Here is a 19,564-nt window from a genome sequence, read left to right as displayed (position 1 = left end):
TCCGCCAATGCGACGGCGGTGGCCGGCATAGCAGCACCGCCGGGCACCCGCCGTCGTACTTATGAGGGATTCTCAGGCCAGCCGGGTCAGCCAGCCGTGCGTGTCCGCGACCTTGCCGGTCTGGATTCCCAGGAGGTGCTCCCGGATGGCCATGGTGGTTTCGCCCGCCTTGGCATCCTCCGAACCGATGAACTCGGTGGCGTCCTTGAGCACGCCGATGGGCGTGATGACGGCGGCAGTACCGCAGGCGAAGACCTCAGCGATGTCGCCGGAGGCCACGCCGTCACGCCATTCATCCAGCGTGATCTTGCGTTCGGTGACCTCGCGGCCCATGTCCCTCGCCACCTGCATGACCGAGGAGCGGGTGACGCCCTCCAGGATGGTCCCGGTCAGTGCCGGGGTGACGAGCGAGCCGTCCTTCATCACGAAGAAGACGTTCATGCCGCCCAGTTCCTCAACCGCGTTGTCGTTGAACTGGTCCAGGAACAGCACCTGCTTGCAGCCGTGGGACTCGGCTTCCTGCTGGGCGATCAGCGAGGCCGCGTAGTTGCCGCCGCACTTCGCAGCACCCGTGCCGCCGCGCCCTGCCCGGGCGTACTCGCGGGAGATCCAGATGGAAACCGGCTTCAGCTCGCCGCCGAAGTAGTTTCCGGCCGGTGAGGCAATGACCCGGAAGGAAACCTCACGCGCTGCGCGCACACCCAGGAACGCCTCTGTGGCAATCATGAACGGACGCAGGTACAGGGCTTCGCCGTCGCCGGACGGGACCCACTCCTTGTCGGCGGTCACGAGTTCACGGATGGCGCCGAGGAAGTACTCCGCGGGAATCTCGGGAAGGGCCAGGCGGCGGGCGGACTTATTCATGCGCGCGGCGTTGGCCTCCGGCCGGAACGTCCAGATGGAACCGTCAGCGTGGCGGTAGGCCTTGAGGCCCTCGAAGATCTCCTGGCCGTAGTGCAGGACAGCGGCCGACGGATCCAGCATGATGGGTCCGTAGGCCTCGACCCGGGCATCATGCCAGCCGCCCTTGCCCTCGGCGTCGACGCTGTAGTCGACGATGGCGGTGTGGTCGGTGAAATAGTTGCCGAATCCCGGGTTCGCCAGGATGGCAGCACGTTCTTCAGCGGACTTCGGGGTTGCCGAGGGCTGCTGGGTGAATTCGACGCCATGGGCAGTCTGAGTCATGGTTCCTCCACGGTCGGCTGCCTGGTATCTGAATGTGGTTCAGCGTCGGACCACGGCAGCAATTGGTGATTCAGGTCAAGCTTACGCTTGCTGGCAGGGCCTAAACGGCCGCGGCGATGGCATCGCCAATGGCGCTTGTGCTCCGCGACTCCCCGTTGCGGCTCTCGACGTCGGCCACCACCGCGGACTCGATCCGGCGGGCCGCAGCGGAGTAGCCCAGGTGTTCCAGCAGCAGCGCAGCGGAGAGGATGGCGGCTGTGGGATCCGCCTTCTGCTGGCCCGCAATGTCCGGCGCCGAGCCGTGGACCGGCTCGAACATGGAGGGAGCCGTCCGGTCCATGTTGATGTTGCCGGAGGCTGCCAGTCCGATGCCGCCGGTCACCGCCGCCGCGAGGTCCGTGATGATGTCCCCGAAGAGGTTGTCCGTGACGATCACGTCGAAGCGGGCAGGATCGGTGACCATGAAGATCGTGGCGGCGTCGATGTGCAGGTAGTCGTGCGTGACTTCCGGGAACTCCTTCGCCACGGCTTCGACCGTGCGCTTCCACAGGTGGCCTGCGTAGACGAGGACATTGTGCTTGTGGACGAGCGTCAGCTTCTTGCGGGGCCGTTCGTTGGCGCGCCGGAACGCGTCGCGGACGACGCGCTCCACGCCGTACGCGGTGTTCAGCGATACTTCCGTGGCCACTTCGTGGGGCGTTCCGCCGCGCAGGGTCCCGCCGTTACCGACGTAGGGGCCCTCGGTTCCTTCGCGGACCACGATGAAATCAATGGTTCCCGGATTGGCCAGCGGGCTGCCCACGCCGCCGAAGAGCCTGGAGGGCCGCAGGTTGACGAAGTGGTCGAGGCTGAAGCGCAGCTTGAGGAGCATCTCGCGCTCGATGATTCCGGAGGGAATGCGGGTGTCCCCCGGTGCCGCGCCGACAGCGCCGAAGAGGATGGCGTCGCGGGTCCTCAGGTCGTCGAGGACTGCGTCGGGGAGCGTTTCGCCCGTCTCCAGCCAGTGCTGGGCGCCCAGCTTGTAGCGGGTCTGTTCAAGCGTGACGCCTTCGGCGGCAACAACCTTTTCCAGGACCTTAAGGGCTTCTGCGATGACCTCGGGGCCAATGCCGTCGCCCGGGATGACAGCAAGATTAATGGTGGATGCGCTCATGTTTTTCAGCGTAGCCAAAGCATCCACATTCTGGTCAAACTGTCTCATTATTCGAACACGGCCTTGGCCCCGCGGCTGCCCGCCAACTACCGGCGCGGAACCGGCGATGCGACCACCGCCACGTTCTTGCCCCACAGATCTCCGGTGTAGCAGCTGATCAGGACGAGGCGGTTGGGAACGACCGACCAGATGGCGCTGTCCTTCAAAGCCGACTTTGTGTACGTCGTGACTGAATCGACCTTGTACTTCAGCACGCCGGCGGACGTTGTCACGGTGAATTCCTGGCCCGGAGCCGCAGCGGTGCTCAGGTGGTTGAACGGCGCGTCCAGCCCCTCCCAGCTGTGCCCGAAGACATAGGTGGTGTTGACCGACCCTGGACCCAGCTTGCCGAAAGGCGTGAGCCAGTAGCCGTCCATCGTCTCCGGCGGCACGATGGTCTGGCTCTTCTTGTCTCCGCTGCTCGGCTTCAGGGGATGCACCACGACGTCAAAGTCCGCGGCCGGATATGAGATGTGTACGGGAGCATAGGCCGGCCGCGGAGGAGCCACCGGGGCAGCGGGGGCCACGGTCTTACCAGAAGGAGTCGCCAGGGCTGTTGCCGTCGGCGCCGGAAGGCCTTGACCTTCCTCGTCGGATATTACTGCCGATGCCTCCTCGGGGGGCCTTTCGTGGTGTCCCCCGGAACCGGCGCCGTAAACAAGCCAGGCCGCCACGAGCCCCAGTCCGCAGATCGCCAGCACAATCAGATCTGCAAATTGCAGCAACCGCCCGCGCGTTCCGGTGGCGCCCGATTCGGTGGCGCGCGATTCCGCGGCATGCGGTTCGGTGGCGCGCGATTCGGTGGCATGCGGTTCGGTGGCGCGCGATTCGGTGGCATGCGTGCCGGCGGAACTCGTGGCATGTGAGCTCAGCCGCCAGCTTCGCGGCCACCGGTACCGGCGGTTACTGGCCATGCGATGACTCCTTGAATCAGCAACCGGGCGGATCAACAACAGGCTCAACAGGGTCAACAACAGGCGGCGGGTGCCGCGTTCCGACGCGCGGCACCCGCCAGGCATGGTGCTGCTCAGCCTTCAGCCTTGTTGGCGCCCTCTCTCCTTCTCCACAGCACCAGCACGGAGAAGCCCATGAACAGGCCTGTTGCGGCGCCCAGCCATACCGGGGTTTCCGCGTCCGTCCTGCCTACTGCTGTTTCGAGGTTGTATCCAACGTTCGGCGCCGCGGGAGCGGCAACGGGGACGCGGACTGCCGCCGCGGGCTGGGCCGCCGGCTTGGCTGCCGGCTTCACCACCGGAGCCTTGACTACTGGCTTGACCACGGGATTGACCACCGGCTCTTCGGCCGGCGGCTCTTCGGCTGGCGGTTCTTCGGCCGGCGGCTCCTCGTAACATTCCTCGCCGGCGCCGTTGCCGCCGCCGTTGCCGCCGGCGTTGCCGTTCTCGCCGCCGTTGCCGTTCTCGCCGCCGTTGCCTCCGGCATTGCCGTTTTCGCCGCCGTTGCCGCCGGCATTGCCGTTCTCGCCGCCGTTGCCGCCGGCATTGCCGTTCTCGCCGCCGTTACCGCCGTTAAGAGCGTTCTCATTGACGTCATGCTCAATGACCGGGTTCTTGTCTGAGCCCGTTTCGTGGCAGATGGTGGTCGAATCGGGACCGCCCTGCCCGTTGCCCGGCGCGGCACCCGCCGGAATCGTGGTGCCCAGGAGTCCAAGACCCAAAAGCCCCACAGCCGCTATAGTTCGTCTCATTTCGTGTCCCTCCATACTTCTGGTTCAAACCGACCAGACCACGGGGTATTTCTGCCTTCCAAGGGACCACTGTTCGAACGTCAAACGGTGGGATCAAGGGTGATGGATACTCCCAAGGGTGTGGTTAGTCTGCTTGCCTTTTCAGCGTAGGATGTGGCTCTGCGTCAGTCCCGAGTAGCCAGTACGCCTTCTTTGACGGCCAAGTACTTGGTAGTGGCGGGTTTGTCACCCACTTGTACTTGGCCACCACTTGGAAACCGGCCGAAAAGGCATGCGGACGAAGAAAAAAAGCCCCCTTGCCCAGGTGAACCGAGGCAAGGGGGCGAGGGGCGGCGCAGCGGCGGAAATCCGCCGCAGCCTGGCACGGTCAGGAGTCGGCCGGTTCCTCGTATTTCGGGAACACCGGGGCGGGTGCCGGCAGTTCGGTGCCCGCGGCGATCGGCGTCGGGATGGCGCCGAACTGGCGGGCATCACCCTCCGGCTGGCCGAGCGTCGCCAGCAGGGCGGACGTCGCCGTCGGCATCACCGGCTGCGCGAGGATGGCCACGATGCGCAGCACCTCAAGGGTCACGTACAGCACCGTCTGCATGCGTTCGACGTCGGTCTTCCGCAGGACCCAGGGGGCCTGCTCGGCGAAGTAGGCGTTGGTGTCCCCCAGCACGCCCCAGATCGCTTCGAGGGCGCGGCTGAATTCCTGCTTGTCGAAGGCGGTGCGTGCCTGGTCCAGGAGAGCGTTGGCCTGGGCCAGGATGGCAGTGTCCTCAGGCGTGAACGCTCCGGGAACGGGAACGCGGCCTTCGCAATTCTTCGCCACCATGGACAGAGACCGCTGGGCGAGGTTTCCGAAATTGTTTGCCAGGTCAGAGTTCATCCGCCCCACGATCGCTTCGTGGTTGTAGCTGCCGTCGGCGCCGAAGGGAACCTCGCGCAGGAAGAAGAACCGGACCTGGTCGAGGCCGTACTGGGCCACGAAGTCGGACGGCGCCACCACGTTGCCCAGCGACTTGGACATCTTGACCCCGTTGTTCTGCAGGAACCCGTGGATCATGATCCGCTTGGGCAGCTCGAGGCCCGCGCTCATCAGGAACGCCGGCCAGTAAATGGCGTGGAAGCGAGAGATGTCCTTACCGATCACGTGCACGTCGGCGGGCCAGTACTTCTTGAACGATTCCGAATCGACGTCAGGGTAGCCGACTCCTGTGAGGTAGTTCGTCAGGGCGTCGACCCAGACGTACATGACGTGCTTTTCGTCCCCGGGAACGGGCACGCCCCAATCGAACGTGGTGCGGCTGATGGACAGGTCTTCCAGGCCGCGCCGCACGAAGCTGATGACCTCGTTGAAGCGGGACTGCGGGGCGCCGAATTCAGGCTGTGCCTCGTACAGTGCCAGCAGCTTGTCCTGGTAGGCCGACAGCCGGAAGAAGTAGCTCTCCTCGGCGGTCCAGGTCACGGGGGTGTCCGACTCCTTGGTGTACCGGGCGCCGTCCTCCTTGACCACGGTGTCGTCTTCCACGTAGTAAGCCTCGTCGCGGACGGAGTACCAGCCCTCGTATTTGCTCAGGTAGATGTCGCCGTTGGCTTCCATCCGGCGCCAGATTTCCTGGCACGCGGCGTAGTGGTCCTCGTCCGTGGTGCGGATGAAGCGGTCATGGGAGATGCCCAGGTCCTGCTCCATCTGCTGAAACGCAGCGGAGTTCCGGTCCGCCAGTTCCTTCGCCGTCAGGCCTTCCTTCTCCGCCGACTGCTGCATCTTCAGGCCGTGCTCATCAGTGCCGGTCATGAAGAAGACATCGTGGCCGTCCAGCCGTTTGAACCGCGCCATGGCATCGGTGGCAATGACCTCGTAGGCGTGGCCGATGTGCGGCACGCCGTTGGGGTAGCTGATGGCCGTGGTGATGTAGAACGGGCGCTTTTCTGAAGAAGTCACGGGCGGGAAATTACCTTTAGTACGGAGGGATGAATCTAGATCAGTTCGGTCAGGGTATCGCTCAGCCGGACCAGTTCGTGGTCATGTGACGCCACCAGCACGGCAATGCCGTCGGACGTCGTGTCCTTCAGAATGCTGATGATGCGGTTGGCCGAGGCCCGGTCAAGGCTCGCGGTGGGCTCGTCAACCACCAGCACGCGCGTACCGAGGATCAGGGCGCGGGCAATGGCGACGCGCTGCCGCTCGCCGCCGGACAGCTGCGCGGGGCGGTGCCGCATCCGCCGGCCGAGGCCCACGAGGTCCAGCAGGTCCTTGGCCATGTCGCGGCGCTGGTCCACTTCGCCGTCCGGGACTGCCGGCAGAAGGACATTTTCGAGGGCGCTCATGCCGTCGATCAGTGCCCCGCCCTGGTCAACGTAGCCGATCAGTGCACGCCGCCGGTCGGCGATCTCGTCGTCGCCCATGCTTTCGAGGGACTCACCCTCCCACATCACCCGGCCCGACGTCGGCAGGGTGAGCCCCGCGCCGACGGTCAGGATGCTGGTCTTGCCTGAGCCGCTCCGGCCGGCAACGCAGTGCATCTCGCCGGCGTGGAGGGTCAGGTCGAAGCCCTCCACCACGCTCACGGCCTCGGCGCCGCCTTTTCCGCCGCCGTAGCGGATGGTGATATTGCTCAGCTCGAGCGGGGTAGCATGATCGGCGGCCTTGACGAGGGTGTTGGCGCGCGTCTGGTGCGAGCCCCCGCCGTCGTTGTTCCCGCGCTCCCGGCGAAGGTTCAGGTCGTTAGTCATTGGACCACTTTCGTTGCAATCGGAATCCAGCAAAGTACAGCCACGAGCCCGGCCACGGCGGCCCAGAGTGCGGCATAGGGGGCAAGGAGCAGGCCGACGCCGAGGGCACCGAGCACCCCCAGCGGAACCGCGACCGCTCCCACCAGGGCATTTTCGAAGAACCGGACCTGGCCGAGCATGTCGGGGTTCCAGCCCATGGCCTCCAGCGTTCCGAGGTACTGGCGCTTGGCCTGCAGCTCGAAGCGGCCGGTCACGAGTGTCAGCACGAGCCCCACGGCAACTCCGGAGAGGCCCAGGACGATGCTCGGCAGGGCCACGCTTGCGGCGGCAAGGCCGCTGAGCGCGCTGGCCCCTGCGGCCCGCGGGATGTCGATCAGCAGGGCGACCAGGCCTCCCACCGCGGCACCGAACACGCCGACCGCTACGGCGAGGGAAATCGCGTTGAAGCGGTTGGTGCTCAGCTGGCGGTTGGCGAAGGTCAGTGGAGAGTCGACGGCGATGAGCCGTTCGTCATGCTGCGGTTCCTGGTCAACTTCCTCGCGGTGGCGCAGCATCTGGGCGGCGAAGAAGGCCGCAGCCAGATAGAGGACCAGCACGGATGCCGAGACAATCACGGTGGCGAGGTTCCAGCTGAGCATGCTCAGGACGACCCCAGCGACGGCGAGCAGACCTGCGCCCACGGCGAATTCCTCCAGCACCCACGAGCGGATGCGCCGCTGCGTCCACCCCATGGCCCGCAGGGTTCCCGCCTCGCGGCGCCGCTGCCGGATGTAGCTCACGGTCGATGCGCCGGTGAGCAGCGCGGCACCGCAGAGAGTCAGGAAGAGCAGGGTGAGGTTCGTTGCGGTCAGCGAGCCGGACACGGCATCGGCGGCATCCTGCCTGACCCACGACTGCTGGACGGTGCCCAGCGCAGACTCCTTGCCGGCGTCGTCCTTGGAGTAGCCGGGAACGAAGATGCTGGCGTCCTCGCGTGAGGAGCCGGCCACAATCGTGGCTTCCAGTCCCATGTCCCGGATCTCGTTGGCGAGCTTCTCCACGTCCGGCTGGGCCTGCTTCCAGCTGCCGGGGGCGCTGGCGCGAACGCGCACGGCGTCAATGACTGACGCGTTCTTCTCGTAGCCGCGGGCTGCCGCCAGGCCGTAGTAATCCGTGATTGCCCCGGCGGACTGGCTGACCAGCCCCGTGGCGCTCAGGGACGGCTTGAGTGCGGCATCCTGGACGTCCTTGCCCTCGGCGTCCTTGGTAAGGGTCATCGGCGTCGGGTCGTAGCCGCCCAGCGGAAGCCGGTTGACGTCCCCGGCCGCTGCCTGCACGGCGGCGGGATCGAACGTGCCGTAAACCATGGCGAGGGGCGTCGCCAGCTTCTTGCCCGTTTCGAGGTTCTCCCGGTAGGAGCGCTCGTCCACAGGGTTGCGCTGGGTCTGGTCAACGGGTTCCCCGCTGGCCGTCTTCTCCGGAAGGCGGTTGACGGTGACCCACTCACCGGGGGTGGCGGTCTTGTCGGTGGCGCCGTTGCCTGCGGTGGAGCCGTCGGTGTACTTGGGCGCGGAGGCGAAGTTGGTACTCCACGTTGCGGGGCTGTAGAGCCCGCGGCTGAAGTTCGCGGAGTTGCCGAGCAGCTCGGAGTAGTCCGTGGAGCCGGGCCAGGAAAGCGCGAAGGGCGACTTGGACACGAACGGAAGGTAGTCCTTGTCCAGGGAGCGGTCCGCCGTCCCGATCTCCTTGACCACGTTCCCTGAATCATCGATTTCCTCGATCTTCACGGAGTACTTCAGGTCAAGGGACGTGCCGGAGCGGACAATCAGCGGAATGGCCTGGGAATCCTCGGTCAGCTCGCCGCTGCGCTTCGCCTGCTGGTACTGGGTCATCAGCGGTGCCCAGTACTTGAGCTTGACGCCCAGGAAGTCCGGCCCCTCCTCGAGCTCTTTCATGCCGATGCCGTTGGTGAAGAGGCTTTCGAAATGGCGGCCGATCGCCGCGGCGCTGCGGGCATCCGCCGGCGGCGCCTTCTCCAGCGGGGCCAGGAAGTCTCCCGAGGTCCCCAGCAGAGCGCGCTCCGAAACGGGGTCGACGGCGACCACGGACTCCGTGACCTCCGGCGCCAAGGGCAGGGCAACGGACAGATTGAAGAGGTTGTGCTCGGAGCCTCCGGCAGGTGCGGGGAATTTGATGCCCGTCTCCCCTTCGGGGCCGGCGATGCGGATGCTCTTGCCGCCCTCGACCTCTTCCTCCACGAGCCGGGCCTTGCCGAGTGATCCTTCGGCCGTCGACTTGAAGAGGGTCTGCTCGGAGGCGCCATCGGAGCTCGTGGCGCTGGCAGTCAGGCGGTACTTCTTGGGGGTCTCGCTCAGCACGGACTGCGCGGCGGGCCACTTGCTGGGGTCGGTGCCGCCGGGCTGGCCGGCCGTCGCCGTGCCCACGAGGCCTTCGTTGAAGCCGAGGTAGTCCATCGCTTCCAGCCTGGGGGCTTCCAGGTTCTGCGTGACACGGGAGACCAGGCTGATGGGCGCCGCCACCGAAGTGCCGGACAGGTCACGGATGCCCTGAAGCTGGTCAAATCTGATCCCGCCCTGGCCGTTGGCGATCTCGGGCTGCACCAGGGCACCGCCGGACCCCGCCTTGGCCTGGACCAGGATGTCATAGAGCCCGCGCGAGTTCTCGTCCACGGTCCGATTCAGCGCTGCCTGCGACTGATTCTGGATGAGGACGGACAGGCACATGGCGACGATCAAAATGGCAGCGGTCAGCAGCAGCACTTTGCTTCTGATGAACCTCTGGACGGCGTTCATTGAGCTCCCTGAAACCTGGATTGCGTGTGCACGCCACGATCACCGGTGGATGTGGAGGGGTTTCCCTTGCGGGCGTGCAAAAAGTATTGGCCGGCCTGCCGGCGAGATCCTGAAATTTCGAACCTAGCCATTGTACGCAGACCGGCCAATCATACTGGTCCAAGGTGGACTCCAAGCGACGCGGAGTTCACCTTGGGGAAAGGACCCTAGTCTTCGAGGTCCACTTCACGCACCATTTCGGCACCGATGCCGGCCTTGATGGCGTCAAGCACCTGCTGCGGAACGGAGGTGTCGATGGTGAGCAGCGCGAGCACCTGGCCGCCCTCAGCCTGCCGTGCGACCTGCATCCCGCCGATGTTGATGTTGTTCATGCCAAGGATGTGTCCGATGGTGCCGATGACGCCAGGCCGGTCAGCGTAGGAGACCACCACGAGGTGTTCGCTGATGGGGATTTCGACGTCATAACCGTTGACGCCGACCAGCTTCTGCACCTGCTTGGGGCCCGTCAGGGTGCCGGCGACGGAGATCTGCGAGCCGTCGCTCAGCGCACCGCGCAGGGTCAGGACGTTGCGGTAGTCCTCTGCCTCCGGAGTGGTGATCAGGCGGGTGTTGATGCCGCGCTGCTCGGCGATCACGGGGGCGTTGACGTAGGAGACCTGTTCGGTGACGACGTCGGCGAAGATTCCCTTGAGGGCCGCCAGTTCCAGGACCTTGACGTCCAGGGCGGCGATTTCACCGGCGACCTCGACGTCGATCTGGGTCAGGGAGGCGTGGGTCAGCGCGGTGAAGATCCGGCCCAGCTTCTCGATCAGCGGGATGCCCGGGCGGACGTCGGGGGCGATCACGCCGCCGGCAACGTTCACGGCGTCGGGGACCAGTTCGCCGGCCAGGGCGAGCCGGACCGACTTGGCCACGGATACACCGGCCTTTTCCTGGGCCTCGTCCGTGGAGGCGCCCAGGTGCGGGGTCACCACGACGTTGTCCAGCTTGAAGAACGGCAGGTCCGTGCTGGGCTCCTGGACGAAAACGTCCACGGCGGCGCCGGCGATCTGGCCGTCCTGAAGGGCGGTGTAGAGGGCCTCCTCGTCAACGAGGCCGCCGCGGGCGACGTTGATGACGTAGGCGGTGGGCTTCATCTTGGTGAAGGCGTCGGCGCCGAGCATGCCAACGGTTTCCGGGGTCTTGGGCATGTGGATGGTGACGAAGTCCGAGTGGGCCAGCAGTTCGTCGAGGCTCACGAGCTTCACGCCGAGCTGCGCCGCCCGGGCGGAGGTGATGTACGGATCGTAGGCCAGGATCTCCGTGTCGAAGCCCTGCAGGCGTGCGGCCACGAGGGCGCCGATGCGGCCCAGGCCGATGATGCCGACCTTCTTCTCGAACAGCTCGATGCCCGTGTACTTGGAGCGCTTCCATTCGCCGTCCTTGAGGGCGGCGCTGGCCTGCGGGATGTGGCGGGCCAGGCTCAGGATGTGGCCCACGGTGAGTTCGGCGGCGGAGACGATGTTCGACGTCGGGGCGTTGACCACCATGACGCCGGCCTGCGTGGCGGCCTTGATGTCAACGTTGTCCAGGCCGACGCCGGCGCGGGCGATCACCTTCAGGTTCTTGGCCGCGGCGATGGCTTCGGCGTCCACCTTGGTGGCGGACCGGACCAGGATGGCATCCACATCCGCAATGGCAGAGAGCAGCTGGGAACGGTCGGCGCCGTCGGTCTGGCGGATTTCGAAGTCCGGGCCAAGGGCCTCGACTGTGGCGGGCGAAAGTTCTTCGGCGAGCAGTACTACGGGTTTTGACACGGCTGATCCTCTGCGTTGCAGTCCTGGGGATGAATCAAGTCTAGGCTGACGGAAAGGCCGGGCTCACATTGTTAAGTGTGAACCCGGCCTCACTGTCGTGTTCTGAAGGGCCCCTAGCCGGTGGTCTAGGAACCCTCAGCCTTAGCGGGCTGCAGAGCCTTCAACATAGTCCTGGTCCTGCTGCTGCCAGGAGAACAGGGAGCGCAGCTCGCGGCCAACAGCCTCGATCGGGTGCGACTCTGCCTTGGCACGCAGTTCCTTGAACTCGACGCCGCCGTTGTCCTGGTCTTCAATGAAGCGCTTGGCGAAGGCGCCGTTCTGGATGTCGGCGAGGACAGCCTTCATGTTTTCCTTCACCTCGGGGGTGATGACGCGCGGGCCGGAGACGTAGTCGCCGTACTCTGCGGTGTCGGAAACGCTCCAGCGCTGCTTGGCAATGCCACCTTCCCACATGAGGTCAACGATGAGCTTCAGCTCGTGAAGCACCTCGAAGTAGGCGATCTGCGGCTGGTAGCCGGCCTCGGTCAGGGTCTCGAAGCCGTACTGGACCAGCTGGGACACGCCGCCGCACAGGACGGACTGCTCGCCGAAGAGGTCCGTTTCGGTCTCTTCGGTGAAGGTGGTCTTGATGACACCGGCGCGGGTGCCGCCAATGGCCTTGGCGTAGGACTTGGCCAGCTCCCAGGCGGAACCGGAAGCGTCCTGCTCCACGGCAATGATGTCGGGGATGCCGCGGCCGGCTTCGAACTCGCGGCGTACCGTGTGGCCCGGAGCCTTCGGAGCGATCAGGATGACATCAACGCCCTCCGGAGCCTGGATGTAGCCGAAGCGGATGTTGAAGCCGTGGGCGAAGGCGAGCGCCTTGCCGGCGGTCAGCTTGTCCTTGATGGAGTCGTTGTAGATCGAGCGCTGGTGCTGGTCCGGTGCCAGGATCATGATGACGTCGGCCCATTCGGCGGCGTCGGCAACGTTCTTGACCGTGAAGCCTGCTTCCTCGGCCTTGGCGATCGACGTCGAGCCTTCCTTGAGGGCGATGACAACCTCGACGCCGGAATCGCGCAGGTTCAGCGCGTGGGCGTGGCCCTGGGAGCCGTAGCCGACAATGGCCACCTTGCGACCCTGGATGATCGACAGGTCGGCGTCGTCGTCGTAGAACATTTCAGTCACTTGGGTGTCTCCTTTGAGTGGATTCTTTGTAGTTAGGTGTCTCTGGTGCTGCGGTTACGGGCGGAGCGTGCTGCTTGGGCAATGCCTAAGCGGAGCGCAGCGCCCGGTCACTCATGGAGCGGGATCCCCGTCCAACGGCCAAGGTGCCGGACTGCACAATTTCGCGGATACCGAACGGCTCCAGCACTGAAAGCAGTGCCGTGAGCTTTTCGGGATGGCCGGTTGCTTCAATAACCACGGAGTCGGTGGAGACGTCGACCACTGAAGCGCGGAACAGGTCTGCAGCCTGGGTCACCTGCAGACGAGTTGCGGCATCCGCACGTACCTTGACCAGGATGTGGTCGCGCTGTACGGAAGATTCGGAAGTCAGTTCAACAATCTTGATCACGTTGACCAGCTTGTTCAACTGCTTGGTGACCTGTTCGATCAGGTCACCGTCGGCGTCGACGACGACGGTCATCCGGGACATGCCCGGAACTTCGGTCGGGCCGACGGCCAGGGAATTGATGTTGAAGGCCCGGCGGGCGAAAAGGCTTGCCACGCGGGTCAGCACACCGGGCTTGTCTTCGACCAGAACGGACAGTGTATGGCGGCTCATGATCAGTCCTCCTCTTCCCATTCCGGGGTCATGTTGCGGGCAACCTGGATCTGGTCGTTGCTGACCCCTGCGGGCACCATCGGCCACACCATGGAGTTGGGGCTGACAACGAAATCAATGACCACGGGGCGGTCATTGATTTCCAGGGCCTTCTGGATAGTGGCGTCGATGTCCTCATCGCGTTCGCAGCGGAAGGATGCGCAGCCGTAGGCTTCGCCCAGTTTGACGAAGTCCGGGATGCGGACGGTGTCGTGGCCGGTGTTCAGGTCCGTGTTCGAGTAGCGCCCTTCGTAGAAGAGCGTCTGCCACTGCCGCACCATGCCCAGCGAGGAGTTGTTGATGACGGCAACCTTGATGGGGATGTTGTTGATGGTGCACGTGGCCAGTTCCTGGTTGGTCATCTGGAAGCAGCCGTCACCATCAATGGCCCAGACCACGCGGTCCGGCTCCCCCACCTTTGCGCCCATTGCGGCCGGAACAGCGTAGCCCATGGTGCCGGCGCCGCCGGAGTTCAGCCAGGCGTGCGGGCGCTCGTACTTGATGAACTGCGCGGCCCACATCTGGTGCTGGCCCACGCCTGCGACGTAGATGCCTTCGGGGCCGGTGAGGGCGCCGATACGCTCGATGACGCGCTGGGGTGCGCTGAGTCCGTCTTCGGGCTCGGTCCATCCCAGCGGATAGGTTTCCTTCAGGTTGTTCAGGAAGGCCCACCAGCTGGTCAGGTCCGGCGTGCCCGAGGTTGTGAACTGGGTGCGCACGGCTTCGGTCAGTTCCGGAATGATTTCCTTGACCGATCCGACAATCGGGACGTCCGCCGTGCGGTTCTTGGAAATCTCGGCGGGGTCGATGTCTGCGTGGATCACCTTGGCGTTGGGCGCGAAGGTCTTCAGGATGCCGGTGACGCGGTCATCAAACCGGGCCCCCAGGGTGATGAGGAGGTCCGACTGCTGCAGGGCCGTCACGGCGGACACCGTGCCGTGCATGCCGGGCATGCCGACGTGCTGGGGGTGCGAGTCCGGGAAGACGCCGCGGGCCATCAGTGTGGTCACCACGGGCGCGCCGGTCACTTCCGCCAGCTCTCGGAGCTCGGCCGCGGCGTGGGCCTTGACCACGCCGCCGCCGACGTACAGCACCGGCTTGCTGGCGGCGGCGATCAGCTTTGCCGCCTCACGGACCTGCTTGTTGTGGCCGCGGACCACCGGCCGGTAGCCGGGCAGGTCGATCTTCGGCGGCCAGGAGAACGTCATCTGTCCCTGCTGGGCGTCCTTGGCAACATCAACAAGGACAGGACCCGGGCGGCCCGTCGAGGCGAGGTGGAACGCCTCGGCCATGACATGGGGGATGTCGTTGGGGTCCGTCACCAGGAAGGAATGCTTGGTGATGGGCATGGTGATGCCCACGATGTCCGCTTCCTGGAAGGCGTCGGTGCCGATCACTCCGCTGGAGACCTGGCCGGTGATGGCCACAAGCGGAACGGAGTCCATGTGCGCATCCATGATGGCGGTGACGAGGTTGGTGGCACCGGGACCCGAGGTGGCGATGCAGACGCCCACCCGCCCGGTAACCATGGCGTAGCCTTGCGCGGCGTGGCCGGCTCCCTGCTCGTGACGGACCAGAACGTGGTTCATTTTGGAGGCCATCAGAGGGTCGTAGGTGGGCAGGATCGCGCCACCGGGCAAACCGAAAATATCGTCGACGCCGAGTTCTTCGAGCGAACGGACAATTGCTTGCGAGCCGGTCATCACCGTCGGGGGTACGACGTTGTTCGGCCCAAGTACAGGAGAGGCGGTTGCAGCAGTGTCGACGCCGACGGCGGTTTCAGCCGTCCGGTCGGCGCGTTCCGGAGCCTTGGGGGCTCCAGCGGACTTAGTAGCCATCAGCGAGGGGCTGATCGGCGATCCTTTGCTCATCGGACTCTTCCTTAGTGGATCTTGAATTGGGGCGGTGCTGGGTGAAGCTGAACGTTGCCACGCTGGAAAATAAAAAAACCCCTCAGCCTGGCGGCTCTTCGAGGGGTTGCGCGTGACAGTTCGTTACCAGTCGGGCTATGGAGCCACGCGCTTGGTAAGGACGACGACGGCGCCGACGGTAACGAATGCGATCATGCGTTCAGTTTTCCCTCTAGGTCAGACGCGTGTCAACGAAGCGACTAGCGATCTCACCATTTGGACATCATTGTCCACCAAATGGCCGCCTCCCCCAACTGGGTCGCAGTAGATGTCGTTTTCAGAGCTCATAACGACATCTACTGCGACTCAGGTGGGTTCAGCCGCCGGACTGCGTGGCGCTACCCGCAGTATGCGCCCGTGGAGGCGCTGTGCACCAGCTTGGCGTACTTGGCCAGGACGCCCTTGGTGAACTTGGCCGGCAGGGGCTGCCAGCCGACCTTGCGGGACTCGAGCTCCGCGTCGTCCACCAGCAGGTCGAAGCTGCGGGCGGCGATGTCGACGCGGATCCGGTCGCCGTCCTTGACGAAGGCGATGGGCCCGCCGTCGACGGCTTCCGGCGCCACGTGGCCAATGCACAGACCGGTGGTCCCGCCGGAGAAGCGGCCGTCGGTCAGCAGCAGGACGTCCTTGCCCAGTCCCGCACCCTTGATGGCGCCGGTGATGGCGAGCATTTCGCGCATGCCCGGGCCGCCCTTCGGGCCTTCGTAGCGGATGACCACGACATCGCCCTTATTGATTTGGCCCTTGTCGAGTGCGTCAAGAGCACCCTGTTCGCGTTCGAACACGCGGGCGGTGCCTTCGAAGACGTCGGCGTCGAAGCCCGCACTCTTCACGACGGCGCCTTCCGGCGCCATGGAACCGTGCAGGATGGTGATTCCGCCGGTTTTGTGGATCGGGTTGTCCAGGGCGCGGAGGATCTTGCCGTCAAGGTCCGGCGGGTTGATGGACGCAAGGTTTTCCGCCAGGGTCTTGCCGGTGACGGTGAGGCAATCACCGTGCAGCAGCCCGGCGTCGAGCAGTGCCTTCATGATCACCGGAACGCCGCCGATCTTGTCGACGTCGGTCATCACGTAGCGGCCGAACGGCTTCAGGTCGCCCAGGTGCGGGATCTTGTCGCCGATGCGGTTGAAGTCATCGAGGGTCAGCTCGACCTCGGCTTCGCGGGCAATCGCGAGGAGGTGCAGGACTGCGTTGGTGGATCCACCGAACGCCATGGTGACGGCGATGGCGTTTTCGAACGCCTTCTTGGTCATGATGTCGCGGGCGGTGATGCCGAGACGAAGCAGGTTGACCACGGCTTCGCCGGACTTGCGGGCGAACTCGTCGCGGCGGCGGTCAGCGGAGGGCGGAGCGGCCGAACCGGGCAGGGACATGCCCAGGGCCTCACCGATGCAGGCCATGGTGTTCGCCGTGTACATGCCGCCGCAGGCGCCTTCGCCGGGGCAGATGGCGCGTTCGATGCGGTCGAGGTCGCCCATGCTCATCTTGCCTGCCGCGCACGCGCCCACGGCCTCGAACGCGTCAATCAGGGTGACTTCCTTTTCGGAGCCGTCCTCCAGCTTGACCCAGCCGGGCATGATGGAGCCTGCGTAGAGGAAGACGCTGGCCAGGTCCAGGCGCGCGGCTGCCATCAGCATGCCCGGAAGGGACTTGTCGCAGCCGGCCAGCAGCACGGAGCCGTCAATGCGCTCGGCCTGCATTACCGTTTCCACGGAGTCGGCGATGACCTCGCGGGAGACGAGGGAAAAGTGCATGCCCTCGTGGCCCATGGAAATGCCGTCGGAGACTGAGATGGTTCCGAACTGCATCGGGAAGCCGCCGCCGGCGTGGACGCCTTCCTTGGCGCCCTGGGCCAGCCGGTTGAGGGAAAGGTTGCAGGGAGTGATTTCATTCCAGGAACTCGCAACGCCGATCTGGGGCTTCGCGAAGTCGTCATCGCCCATGCCGACTGCGCGGAACATACCGCGCGCGGGGGCGGCATGGATCCCGTCGGTGACGACCCGGCTGCGGGGCTTGATGTCAATCTTGTTCTCGGTTGCGATCACGGTGTCCTCACTCATGGGTCAAAGTCTATGACTCCGGCGAGGGAGCCAACGACCGGGGGCGGCCCGTTAAGCGGAAATCCGGGAATATTTCGATCAGATAGTGGACTCTTATCTCATATAGTGGACCGCCGCTGGGGAATGCCGCGCTTTCGTGGCCGGGATCACGTCCGCTCCACGCTGTCCGTCAGGGTCCTGGCCTCATCGCTCAGCATGCCCAGGACCTGCTGGATCGTGGACCGCGCCGCCACCTCCGGCCGTGCCAGCGCCACGATACTGCGGCGCGCGGTGACTCCGGTCAGCGGACGGAGGACGAATCCGTGCCCCTGGTTTCCCAGTGAGGTGTAGCGAGGGAGCAGCGACAGCCCGTGGCCCGAACTGACGAGGGCCTCCAGTACACGCAGGTCGGCAAAGAGCTGGGCGCGCACGGCGGTGGCGCCCGCTTGCGCCTCGATCTGCTGAAGCACACTGTCGAACGGGAACCCTTCAGGGACTCCCATCCAGGGAAATCCGACCACATCCTGGGCCGTCAGGCTCGTCTTCGAAGCCAGGACGTGGCCGGCCGGAATGGCCACGTCCAGCGGCTCGTTCAGCAGCGGCACCACCACGAGGCCACGCCGCGCAAAGACGTCCGGCCCGTCGACGCTGTGGGCCAGGACGATGTCGTAGTCCGCCGCGAGGCTTGCGAATCCCGCCACCATGGGATCCTCCAGGTGCGCCTCGAAGTGCAGCCCGTCGATGGCTTTCACCCTGTGCAGCAGCCCGGGCAGGAGCATTTCCGCGGCGCTCGGGAAGAAGGCGGCCTTGACCCGCGTCTGCCAGCCTCGGCGGTAGGTGTCCACCGTCGCCTCGGCCCGGGCCATGGCGACCGCGACCTCCGCGGCCGCGCGGGCCATCGCGGCCCCCGCCTCCGTGAGCCTCACGCCCCGGCCGGACTTCTCCACCAGCACGACGCCAAGTTCGTCCTGCAGGGTCTTCAGCTGTTGTGAGACGGCGGAGGGCGTTACGCCTAACGCCTCAGCCGTGGCACCGACTGATCCCCTATCGGCCAGTTCCCTGAGTATGCGGAGCCGCTTGAAGTCCATGAAGCGAGGCTACGTCACGGACGGAGGACTCTTGAATGCTCCTTATCCATACCGACCGGTGCCCGCCGGGCATTGACAAACCTAGACAGCCGTATTGACAGCGACGTACCGTCAAGCAACGGCAACCTCGCCTCGTGGACAGAAGGGCTTTGCTATGGAGTGGATTATCTGGGTCATCGTCATCGTATTGATCATCGCCGTCGTCTGGTGGCTGCTGAACCGCAATTCGGGCAATACGGCGGCAGCCCAGGATTCGGCCCGCACTGACCAGGTAACTTCCGCGGCTTCCACCGGCGCCCAGGGTGACGTCACGGCCTCTGAGCGGCCGCAGGCCGGCGGCACGGCCGCGTCCGCCGCCGCAGCGTCGGCTGCTGCTGCCACCACCGGCATGGCCACCGGCGCGGGCAGGACGACCGAGCCGGACGCCGGCCCGGCAGCCGCGGAAGCGCCGGCGCGGCAGGGCTCCCCCGCGGCCACCCAGGCCGAGCCTGAGGACCTTGAGCCGGACATCGAGTCGTGGGACGCCGCTACGCCGCGCCCCTCGGCGGAAGAGCCGGACGTTGGCACGCCCGGTTCTGCTGCGACGGGACAGGCACCGTCCGCTGCGGCCGCCGACACCTGGGATAGCCCGTCTTCGGCTCCGGGCCACTCCCCTGCCGGCGGAGATGTCGATGATTGGGATGATGACGAGGACAAGGCCGAATGGGACGCCCAGTGGTCCGAAGCCGGCGGCACGTCCGCGGCTACTGCAGCGCAAGGAACCGGCGGCACGTCCTCCGCAGCGACGCCACCCGCCCCGGCGGCCCAGACCGCCGCTCCCACACATCACGCCGAGTACACGGTACCGCACGCCCCCACGCTGCCCGGGGCCGAATCTGCCGCGGCCGAGGCGTTCGATGCCGAGGCAGAAACCCAGCAGCGGATCGCGTCTTCCGCCGCCACGGAGGCCGCCGCGAGCCATGAGGCCGAGCCGTCCGGCCAGGAGGCCCAGGGTCCGGGAGGCGCCGCGGACTTGGATCGGGAAACCGGCCAAGGCGGGGAACCGGTCCTGGGCGGGGAACCGGGCCAGCCCTACGGCGAAGGATCGGCGGCAGCGGCGGCGGACGGCAGCGGGCCCGATGGCTACGTTGTGAAGGGCGACGTCAGTTCCATGACCTACTACGACGAAGACAGCTCCGGTTATGTGGAGGCCAGGGCCGAAGTGTGGTTCCTGACTGCGGCGCATGCCGAGGCTGCCGGATTCCGCGCACCGCGCCGCTCGCGGCGCTGAAGACGGTCGCGGCCCTGAACACGAGCGGCTGCCAGCTGACAAAGAGACAGTAATGACGGGCACCA

15 protein-coding genes are annotated in these 19,564 nt (G+C 65.7%); 2 read left to right on the top strand and 13 right to left on the bottom strand.

All coding sequences use genetic code 11. The annotated features are described in order from the left end of the window. Positions 1 to 72: 72 nt before the first annotated feature. The 3 genes from J7I89_RS08110 to J7I89_RS08100 form a co-directional block, all read right to left on the bottom strand. The gene (locus tag J7I89_RS08110) at positions 73 to 1,185 is read right to left on the bottom strand and encodes a branched-chain amino acid aminotransferase (protein WP_214968944.1); all 1,113 of its coding nucleotides are present in this window, start codon (positions 1,183 to 1,185) and stop codon (positions 73 to 75) included. 100 nt (positions 1,186 to 1,285) lie between these two features. After that, the gene (locus J7I89_RS08105; protein WP_214968942.1) at positions 1,286 to 2,338 is read right to left on the bottom strand and encodes a 3-isopropylmalate dehydrogenase; all 1,053 of its coding nucleotides are present in this window, start codon (positions 2,336 to 2,338) and stop codon (positions 1,286 to 1,288) included. 86 nt (positions 2,339 to 2,424) lie between these two features. Then, positions 2,425 to 3,078 carry a class F sortase gene (locus J7I89_RS08100; RefSeq protein WP_374102009.1) on the bottom strand — a complete coding sequence of 218 codons (654 nt, stop codon included), beginning with the start codon at positions 3,076 to 3,078 and terminating at the stop codon, positions 2,425 to 2,427. Positions 3,079 to 3,153: 75 nt separating this feature from the next. Between J7I89_RS08100 and J7I89_RS25915 the strand changes: the two genes are divergently transcribed. After that, a complete protein-coding gene (locus J7I89_RS25915; protein WP_374102008.1) occupies positions 3,154 to 3,243 on the top strand; it encodes a hypothetical protein in 90 nt (29 codons plus the stop codon). A gap of 161 nt (positions 3,244 to 3,404) precedes the next feature. Here the strand turns inward: J7I89_RS25915 and J7I89_RS08095 are convergent, their stop codons facing one another. The 10 genes from J7I89_RS08095 to J7I89_RS08050 all read right to left on the bottom strand — a co-directional run bounded on the left by J7I89_RS08095 (position 3,405) and on the right by J7I89_RS08050 (position 18,229). Next, complete coding sequence (locus tag J7I89_RS08095; RefSeq protein WP_214968938.1) at positions 3,405 to 4,082, bottom strand: hypothetical protein; 678 nt, start codon at positions 4,080 to 4,082, stop codon at positions 3,405 to 3,407. Positions 4,083 to 4,449: 367 nt separating this feature from the next. Continuing rightward, positions 4,450 to 6,009 carry a methionine--tRNA ligase gene (metG, locus tag J7I89_RS08090; RefSeq protein WP_214968936.1) on the bottom strand — a complete coding sequence of 520 codons (1,560 nt, stop codon included), beginning with the start codon at positions 6,007 to 6,009 and terminating at the stop codon, positions 4,450 to 4,452. Positions 6,010 to 6,044: 35 nt separating this feature from the next. Further along, complete coding sequence (locus J7I89_RS08085) at positions 6,045 to 6,800, bottom strand: ABC transporter ATP-binding protein (RefSeq protein WP_214968934.1); 756 nt, start codon at positions 6,798 to 6,800, stop codon at positions 6,045 to 6,047. Then, positions 6,797 to 9,592, bottom strand: a complete 2,796-nt coding sequence (locus J7I89_RS08080; protein WP_214968932.1) for an ABC transporter permease — start codon at positions 9,590 to 9,592, stop codon at positions 6,797 to 6,799. The genes J7I89_RS08085 and J7I89_RS08080 overlap by 4 nt, the downstream gene beginning before the upstream one ends. Positions 9,593 to 9,798: 206 nt before the next feature. Beyond that, positions 9,799 to 11,388: a phosphoglycerate dehydrogenase gene (serA, locus tag J7I89_RS08075; RefSeq protein WP_214968930.1), complete on the bottom strand. Its 1,590-nt coding sequence runs from the start codon at positions 11,386 to 11,388 to the stop codon at positions 9,799 to 9,801. Positions 11,389 to 11,529: 141 nt separating this feature from the next. Next, positions 11,530 to 12,555, bottom strand: a complete 1,026-nt coding sequence (ilvC, locus tag J7I89_RS08070; protein ID WP_214968928.1) for a ketol-acid reductoisomerase — start codon at positions 12,553 to 12,555, stop codon at positions 11,530 to 11,532. Positions 12,556 to 12,640: 85 nt separating this feature from the next. After that, positions 12,641 to 13,153 carry an acetolactate synthase small subunit gene (ilvN, locus tag J7I89_RS08065; RefSeq protein ID WP_055796055.1) on the bottom strand — a complete coding sequence of 171 codons (513 nt, stop codon included), beginning with the start codon at positions 13,151 to 13,153 and terminating at the stop codon, positions 12,641 to 12,643. 2 nt (positions 13,154 to 13,155) lie between these two features. Beyond that, a complete protein-coding gene (locus J7I89_RS08060; protein ID WP_214968926.1) occupies positions 13,156 to 15,063 on the bottom strand; it encodes an acetolactate synthase large subunit in 1,908 nt (635 codons plus the stop codon). A gap of 377 nt (positions 15,064 to 15,440) precedes the next feature. Next, a complete protein-coding gene (gene ilvD / locus J7I89_RS08055; protein ID WP_214968924.1) occupies positions 15,441 to 17,162 on the bottom strand; it encodes a dihydroxy-acid dehydratase in 1,722 nt (573 codons plus the stop codon). 146 nt (positions 17,163 to 17,308) lie between these two features. Next, complete coding sequence (locus J7I89_RS08050) at positions 17,309 to 18,229, bottom strand: LysR family transcriptional regulator (protein WP_214968922.1); 921 nt, start codon at positions 18,227 to 18,229, stop codon at positions 17,309 to 17,311. 154 nt (positions 18,230 to 18,383) lie between these two features. Between J7I89_RS08050 and J7I89_RS08045 the strand changes: the two genes are divergently transcribed. Further along, the gene (locus J7I89_RS08045; protein ID WP_214968920.1) at positions 18,384 to 19,499 is read left to right on the top strand and encodes a hypothetical protein; all 1,116 of its coding nucleotides are present in this window, start codon (positions 18,384 to 18,386) and stop codon (positions 19,497 to 19,499) included. The last annotated feature ends 65 nt before the right edge of the window (positions 19,500 to 19,564 follow it).

The organism is Arthrobacter sp. ISL-5, assembly GCF_018613835.1.
Taxonomy (GTDB): domain Bacteria; phylum Actinomycetota; class Actinomycetes; order Actinomycetales; family Micrococcaceae; genus Arthrobacter.
This window is presented reverse-complemented; position numbering and strand designations above follow the sequence as displayed.